The organism is Actinosynnema sp. NPDC023658, from assembly GCF_040639995.1.
In the GTDB taxonomy this organism is placed as follows: Bacteria; Actinomycetota; Actinomycetes; order Mycobacteriales; family Pseudonocardiaceae; genus Actinosynnema.
On the sequence record NZ_JBFAAX010000297.1, the window covers coordinates 1 to 7,291 of the forward strand.

General features: G+C 73.4%; 5 protein-coding genes and 1 pseudogene. 3 read left to right on the forward strand and 3 right to left on the reverse strand.

Features of this window, described 5'->3' with window-relative positions:
- Positions 1–176: 176 nt before the first annotated feature.
- The 3 genes from AB0G02_RS24330 to AB0G02_RS24340 all read right to left on the reverse strand — a co-directional run bounded on the left by AB0G02_RS24330 (position 177) and on the right by AB0G02_RS24340 (position 4,452).
- Positions 177–1,550, reverse strand: a complete 1,374-nt coding sequence (locus AB0G02_RS24330) for a hypothetical protein (protein ID WP_360797768.1) — start codon at positions 1,548–1,550, stop codon at positions 177–179.
- On the reverse strand, positions 1,547–3,337 hold the full coding sequence (locus tag AB0G02_RS24335) for a dynamin family protein (RefSeq protein ID WP_360797769.1): 1,791 nt from the start codon (positions 3,335–3,337) through the stop codon (positions 1,547–1,549). The genes AB0G02_RS24330 and AB0G02_RS24335 overlap by 4 nt, the downstream gene beginning before the upstream one ends.
- 107 nt (positions 3,338–3,444) lie before the next feature.
- Positions 3,445–4,452: an IniB N-terminal domain-containing protein gene (locus AB0G02_RS24340; RefSeq protein ID WP_360797770.1), complete on the reverse strand. Its 1,008-nt coding sequence runs from the start codon at positions 4,450–4,452 to the stop codon at positions 3,445–3,447.
- 142 nt (positions 4,453–4,594) lie between these two features.
- On the opposite strand from AB0G02_RS24340, the gene AB0G02_RS24345 reads away from it, so the two are divergent.
- The 3 genes and pseudogenes from AB0G02_RS24345 to AB0G02_RS24355 all read left to right on the forward strand — a co-directional run.
- Positions 4,595–5,872, forward strand: coding sequence for an Hsp70 family protein (locus AB0G02_RS24345; RefSeq protein WP_360797771.1), 1,278 nt, complete (start codon positions 4,595–4,597; stop codon positions 5,870–5,872).
- The gene (locus AB0G02_RS24350; RefSeq protein ID WP_360797772.1) at positions 5,869–6,843 is read left to right on the forward strand and encodes a VWA domain-containing protein; all 975 of its coding nucleotides are present in this window, start codon (positions 5,869–5,871) and stop codon (positions 6,841–6,843) included. Before AB0G02_RS24345 ends, AB0G02_RS24350 begins: the two co-directional genes overlap by 4 nt.
- A pseudogene (locus tag AB0G02_RS24355) lies at positions 6,840–7,291 on the forward strand (hypothetical protein); the annotation flags it as partial. The gene AB0G02_RS24350 and the pseudogene AB0G02_RS24355, both read left to right, overlap by 4 nt.

A 7,291-nucleotide genomic window follows, 5' to 3' on the forward strand; every position in this document is an offset into this window, starting at 1 on the left:
CAGGCCAAAGCCGGCAGGCCCGGCGGATAAAGCGCCCGCCAAGCCTGCCGGCTTCGACCAGCCTAAGGCACCCGAACCCATGTCAAATCGGGCCTTGGTGGGGGTGGCGGCGGGGCCGTTGGGGGTGGGATGGGATGGGGGTGGGATGGCGGGGAGTGAGGGCGGTGGGGTGGGGGTTAGGTGGGGAGGTTGGTGAGGATGGCTTCGCAGCTGCGGACGACGATGGTGGCGGCGCGGCGTTGGGAGTGGTCCAGGGTGGGGTCGGCGGCGTGGTCGCGCCAGCGGCCCAGGGTGTTCAGGGCGGTGTGGCGCAGTTCGCCTTCGGTGGGTTCGTAGTCCATGCCCAGGCGGATCACCGGGTTGGTGCCCAGGCCGCCCACGAGGCGGGAGGCTTCGGTGTCCAGGTTGTTCGGCAGGCGCGTCCGTCCGCCTTGGAGGGCGGCCAGGAGGCGGAGCTCGCGGAAGTCGTGGGCTGAGGCCAGGATCCGCTCCACGGCGGCGGAGAGGCCGAGGGCGGGTGGTCTCGGTTCGGCGCGGAGCACCACGTCGAGGCCCAGGAGCGCGGCCCTCGCCTTGAGGACTTCGCGGCGCTCGGTGAAGTAGATGCCGATCGAGTCGCGCAGCTCGCCCAGGCCGCTGCGCTGCACGAGCTGACCGGTCAGCTTGACCTGGGTGTCGAAGCCCTGGCGGATCAGGGTGGTGGTCAGGCGCACGCCGAAGATGCCGTAGCGGTCGACCAGTGCGCGGCGCACCGCCGGGTCGAGGCGGACCGGGAAGTCCTCGCTGACGAAGCGGTCGGTGGAGAGCAGGTGGTCGTCGAGTTCGGTGCGCGGCAACGAGGCCAGGGCGGCCAGGGCGGCGAACTCGTCCGGGCGGATCGTGCGGGCGGCCACGGCCAGCAGGCCGGCGACCGCGACGACGTTCTGGCACAGGGGCGTGACGGTGGCTTCGCGGCGGTAGCGGCGGGCGATCTGCTTGGCCGAGGACAGGGCGTCGATGCGACCGCCGCCGATCTCGTCGGCGCGGGCCAGGACCAGGACGGTGTTGACCGGCGCCACCCGGGCGACGGGGTGGTCGTGCGCGGTCTGGAGGAACTGCACGTCGCTGGTGTGCAGGTGCCTGGTCAGGTAGAGGACGGCGTCGGCTTCGCCGTAGACGTGCTCGACCGGTGCGCCGGCGGGGGTGTCGATGAGGGTCAGGTCGCGCAGCGAACGGGACGGCCACTCGACGACCACGCGTTCGGCGTCCGGGGCGTCGACGAACGCCTTGCCGTCGCGGCGGAGCACCGGCACCTCGTACTGGCCCACGTGGGCCTTGGGCTGCGGGCCGTCCTGGTACCAGGTGGTCGCGCCGGTCGGCGCGAACTCCTCACCGATCAGGGCGCTGACGACGGTGGACTTGCCCGATCGCGCCGAACCCGCGACGGCCACCCGGATGGGCTCGCCGAACCGCGCCTGGTGGCCGCGCAGCCAGGCGACCGCGCGGGGGCTGTCGCGGTAGACCGACAGGGCGTCTTCCAACAGCGCCCAGACCTCGTCCTCCAGCGTCACGCGCTGATCCCCAGCGGCGGGGCGTGGCCGAGTGCCTGCACCCGTTGGTAGAGGGCGACGAGCTCGTCCAGCTCGCGCTTGGCGTCGCGGTTGCGGCGCTCGCGCTCGGAGTTGTCGTCCTGCACGGCCCGGCGGGCGCTGCGGGCCGACTCCAGCAACGTCTCCTGCATCTCCTCGGCCAGCGTGGAGAAGTGGTTGCGCAGGCTGCGCTGGATGTGGCGGGCCGCGTCGCGGCAGTCCTTGCTGAACTTGATGAAGAAGTCGTCGACGTGCCGGGCGGCGGCGGCCTTGGCGGCGGCTTGGCGGCGGCGCAGGCGCTGGTCGCCCTCGTCCATGATCGACTTGCCGCCGAACAGCGCGCCCGCGCCGAGTGAGATGGCGTTGATCAGCGGCATCCCGGCGAGGCTGGTGGCCAGGCCGAACATCAGCACGCCGCCGTAGGAGCCCTTGAGGCCGGTGAAGGCCTTCTGCACCAGGTTGAACTTCTCGATCACCGGCTTGTCCATCGGCGCGACCCGGTCCAGCACGTCGTCCGGGAAGATCGACTCGGGCAGCAGGTCGTCGCGCGCGACCGGGAAGCTCTTGGCGACCTTCTCCGCCACCCACTCCGAGCGGTCGAGCAGCCAGGCGAAGTTGGTCGTGGCGCTCTCGGTGAGGTTGTCCTCCAGCCAGGCCTCGAACTTGTCCCAGCCGAGCGCCGGGTCGGCGGTCTCGAAGGTCTTGTCCACCTCGCGCAGGATCTTGCGGGTCCGGTCGCGCAGGTCGTACTCGATGTCGGAGACGAGGTCGGCCATCTCGTCGGCCAGCACGGCCTGCCAGCGCGCGGAGCGGCGGCGCAGCTCGTCGATGCGGCGCTGCGCCTCGTTGAGCGCTGAGATGGTGTTCTCCGCGCCCTGGGCGGCGCGGGCGGTCAGCTCCTCGCGGACGGGGGTGACGAGCTGCTTGATGGCCGACGCGGCGGTGACGGCGATGGTGCGGCGGGCCAGGACGTCGGCGGCGGCCAGGATGTCCTGCTGCACGCAGGCCATCAGCTCGGGGAAGCCGGACTCGGCGTTGAGGGCCTTGTCGCCGGTCTTGGCCGCGCGCAGGCGCAGCGCGGCGGACACCGGGATGAGCTTGGCGGCCACGCCGGCGCGGGCGAGGTGGGCGCGGTTGCGTTCGAGCACGCGGCGCCACTGGGCGGAGATGTCGATCTTGGTCAGCACGACGGTGACGTTGGGGCAGGACGTCATGACCTGCTTGAGCAGCTCCAGCTCCGACCGGGTCAGCTCGGCGGTGGCGTCGGAGACCATGAGCACCGCGTCGGCCTGGAGCAGGGCGGCGAACGTGCTGGCGGTGTGCGCGGGGCGCAGGTCGCCCACGCCGGGGGTGTCGATCAGCACCAGGCCGGAGTCGAGCAGGGCGCGGGGGATGCCGACCTCGGCCCGGACCACGTCGCCGCCGTGGTGGTGGTTGGCGAGCTGGTCGATCGGCACGGGGATGCGTTCGGTGGGGGTGTTGGCGATGGTCGCGCCGCGCACGAGCGCCGCGGAGGGCGTTTCCGCGTGCTGCACGAAGGTGGGGACGGTGGTCGTGACGTCGTCACCCACCGCGCAGACCGGGGCGTTCACCATCGCGTTCACGAGCTGGCTCTTGCCCTGCTTCGGCTCGCCGATCACGAGCACGCGGAGCTTGGGGTCCAGCTGGCGGGCGCGCTTGTCGCGCAACCGTTCGGCCAGGTCGGGCCGGTTGTGCGCAGCGCAAGCCCGGATCGTGTCGTCGAGCACGTCGAGCCAAGGCGCGGACATCACCCGGAAGAGTGTGCCGGTAAAACCCGTCCGGGTGAAAGTCCGGGTACGCACGAGGGCCGGTCCTGTCCAGTGGACAGAACCGGCCCCGAGGTGGTGCGCCGGGCTCAGAAGAGCAGGTCGTCCACGCCGAGCGAGTCGACGACCGGCAGGTCCAGACCATCGACCGCGTCCGTGACGTTGCTCACCACGCCGCCGACACCGGCCGTGTGCGCGACGTCGCCCACGGTGTCGGTCACGCCGGACAGGGGGTCGGCGTTGTGGTGGCCGTGCGCGGAGCCGGTCACGTCGAGGGTGTCGCCCAGGTTGCCCAGGTCGCCCAGGTTGCCGGTGACGTTGCCGAGGTGGCCCAGGTCGGCCACGTTGCCGAGGTCACCGACGGGCAGGTTGCCGGTGAGGCCACCGGTCACGTCGTCGACCACGCCGTGCAGCGTGTCGACGGCGCCGAACGCGGAGCTGGTCAGGCTGTCCGCGTGCGGCAGCGCGCCGGTGACCCCACCCGCGGTGGCGGCGGCACCGTCCAGCGTGCCGATCGCCGTGGCGGTGTGCAGCGTGCCGTCCAGGGTGTCGGTCACGTCGCCCACCGAGGAGAAGTCACCCTCCACCCGCAGCTTGGCCGACGCGGCGCCGTCGAGCAGGTCCCAGCTCGACACACCGCCGAACAGCGTCAGGCCGTGGGCGTCCGCGCTCAACGTGCCCGCCACGGCGGCCTTGACGTCGCCCGCGCCGGTGGCACCCGACACGGTCAACTGGTCGGCGACGGCCTTGAGCCGGAAGATCGCGCCGGCCTGGCCTGCGTCGAGCAGGTCGAGCGGGAGGTCGTCGAGGGCGATGCCGTCGAGAGCGGGCAGGCTCCCGGTCGGCACGTAGTCGAGGACCAGCGGGATGACTTCCTGCACGTCCAGGGCGCTGATGTCGCTCAGGCCCGCCCTCGCCAGGGTGCCCTCGGCGTCGGCCTGGAAGTCGGCCAGCGCGGTCGGGTCGCTGAGCAGGTCGAGAACGAAGTCGTGCAGCGTGTTGGGGCTGGAGCCCATGATGGATTTCTCCTGGTAGTTCGGACGCGGGTGGCCGGCCCGGCAGGGGTGGGGGTCCGGCGTGGTGATCAACGTATCCACGGGGGGATTGCCGGCCATCGGGGATTACTCCCAGTAGATGCCGCATCCACGATGGGGTGGTTCTCGTTCACTCCCTAGGGGGTTAGGGGATGCGCTTGTGACCCTCTCGTAACCCGTGTAGGTATCGCCGTACTTCGATCAGGTGAGTAAGGAGGCCTCCGAGTTGCCGTACGTCCTCGGGGTCGACGTGGGCACCACGCGCACCGCCGCGGCCGTGTGCAGGTTGGGCGGCACCGGGCGGTCCGAGCCCGAGGTGATCGGCCTGGGCGGTCCGGGCGGCGGGGTGGCGTCGACGTTGCAGCTGACCTCCGACGGCGCGTTCGCGGTCGGTGAGCCGGGCGACCCGCGGTGGACCGCCACCGGGTTCGGTCGCCGGGTCGGTGACGAGGTCCCGGTCGTGCTGGGCGGTGGCGAGCGCCTCCCGGCGGAGGAGCTGACCGCGCTGATGGTCCTGTGGGTGACCGACCAGGTGTCGGCCCGCGAGGGCGAACGCCCCGCGCACGTCGTGCTGGCGCACCCGCCCGGTTGGGGGACCCACGCCAAGGGCCTGATGCACCGCGCGCTGCGGTCGGTGGGCGTGGAGGCCTCGCTGGTGCCCGAGCCCGTGGCGGCGGCGGAGAACCACGCGTTCAGCCGGTCGTTCGCCGGTTCGCTGGGCGTGTTCAGCCTGGGCAGCCACGCGTTCAGCGCCTCGGTGGTGGGCCGCGGGTTCGAGCTGCTGCACACCGCGGACGGCGTCGACCAGGCCGCGGGTGTGGACTTCGACGACGCGGTGTTCGCCCACGTGCGGAGCTCGCTGGGGCGGGAGCTGGCCGACCTGGACGCCGACGACCCGCGCACCCGCGGCCTGTTCGCGCGGTTGCGGCGGGACTGCGAGGGGGCCAAGCGCGTGCTGTCCGGCGCGGTGGAGACCTCGGTCCCGGTGCACCTGCCGTCCGGGCCGGTGGACGTGCCGATCACCCGCGCGCAGTTCGAGGACCTGATCAGGCCCGACGTGGAGCAGGCCGCCGCCGTGTTCGGCCGGGTCGCGAACGGGGTGGGGATGACCGTTCTCGTCGGCGGCAGCGCCCGCATCCCGCTGGTCGCGGCGGCCGTGCCCGGCCGGGTGGTGCTGGAGGCCGCGCCCGAGACGTCGGTGGTCAAGGGCGCGGCGCTGGCGGCCCGCCGGCTGGTGGTCGGGCCGGACGCCGAACCGGAGCCGATCGAGACGTCGGTGATGGTGGGCGACGACGACCCGCTGCTGAGGTTCCCCGTGGGTGGGCAGGACGTGCCGGACGCGGAGTTCACCGCGCCGCCGCCCCGCCCGCCCGTCGACATCACACCGCTCGACCTGCCCGAGCGGCGCAGCGTGAAGCGCGTCGTGCGCGGGCTCGCGGTGACCGGTGGGCGCCGTGCCCGTGACCCCGAGGATGGCCGTTGACCCCGAGCATGATCGCGCGACCGGTGTGGTCCCCGGAGGTCTCGCAGGTGCTGGAGGCCGTCGCGTCCGGTGCGGTGGTGCGGCTCGGCGTCGTCGCACCCGGCGGGTACGGCAAGACGACCGTGCTGCGGGAGGTCGCGCGGGCGTTCGAGGACGCCGGCGCGTCGGCGTCGGTGGTGGACGACGCGCACCTGCTGCCGGACGCGGAGCTGTTGTCGTTGCGCTCCCTCGTGGAGCGGGGCGAGGAGAACGTGGTGGTGGCCTACCGGCCGTGGCCGCGGTCGCGGGCCTTGGCGGCGCTGGCCGAGTCGTTGGGCCGGGCGCGGCCGTCGCTGGCGCTGGAGCCGTTCACCCGCGAGCAGGTGCGGGCCGTGCTGCCCGCGTCCGCGCGGGGGCTGGTGGACTACGTGCACCAGCAGACCGGTGGCGTGCCGCGGTTCGTGCAGCGGCTGGCCGGGCTGACGGCGGCCGAGCTGCCGCCCGAGGTGGTGGCGTCGTTCCGGGCCGACCTGGACTGGCTGGACGCCGACGTGCAGAAGTACCTGCTGGCCGCCGAGGCGGGCGCGGCGCTGCGGCTCGACCTGCTGGGCGGGCTGCTCGGCGTCGACGCGGACGCGGTGGGCGACGTGATCGAGGCCGGTCGGGCCACCGGCCTGGTGGCCGCGGACGGGACGTTGCTGCCCGTCGCACGGGCGGCCGTGGCGGCGCTGACCAGGGCCGACCGGCGCATCGCCGTGCGGCAGAAGCTGGCCGGGCTGCAGCTGCGGTCCGGTGGGCCGGTGCTGGAGCTGGTGCGGCCGCTGGTCACCTCCGGGGTGACGGTGCTCGGCTGCGCGAGCCTCGACGACCGGGGCGTCGCCCGCTACTCCACGTCGGTAGCGGGCGCGTTGGTCGCCGCGGGGATGCCGGTGGCCGCGCTGAGCCCGCAGGAGCTCGCCCGCTGGGTGGGGGAGAAGGTGCGCGGGTCATGAGCGTGCCACCGGTGTCCCCCGCGGTGGTGGCGGACGTGCTCGACGCCCTGCCGCCCCGGCTGCGCAAGAGGGTCGACGCGTCCCTGAGCCGCGTCTCCGAGTGGGCGGTGACCGCGGACGCCGACACGGCTCGCGCCGTGCTCGACCCGGAGACCACGCTCACCTGGACGTTGCGGCGAGGTGTGCTCACGGCGGCCGACGACCTGGCGTGCAGCTGCCTGCTCGCGCCGAAGTGCCTGCACCGCGGTGTCGCCGTCGCGGCGGCCCCGATCGCTGACGGACCGGTCGCGGACGGACCGGTCGCGGACGAACCCGGTGCCGGTGGGCCGACCGCAGCCGCCACCGAAGCCGAACCCGAAGCCGTGGTCGGGACGGCGTCGGAAGGGGAGCGTGCGGCGGCGGACGCGGTGTGGCGGTCGTGCGCGACGGTGCTGCGGGCCGGTGCCAC

What these genes read in the sequence shown, in the direction of transcription:
- AB0G02_RS24335 (WP_360797769.1), bottom strand. Translation starts at nt 3,337, where the DNA reads ATGTCCGCGCCTTGGCTCGACGTGCTCGACGACACGATCCGGGCTTGC.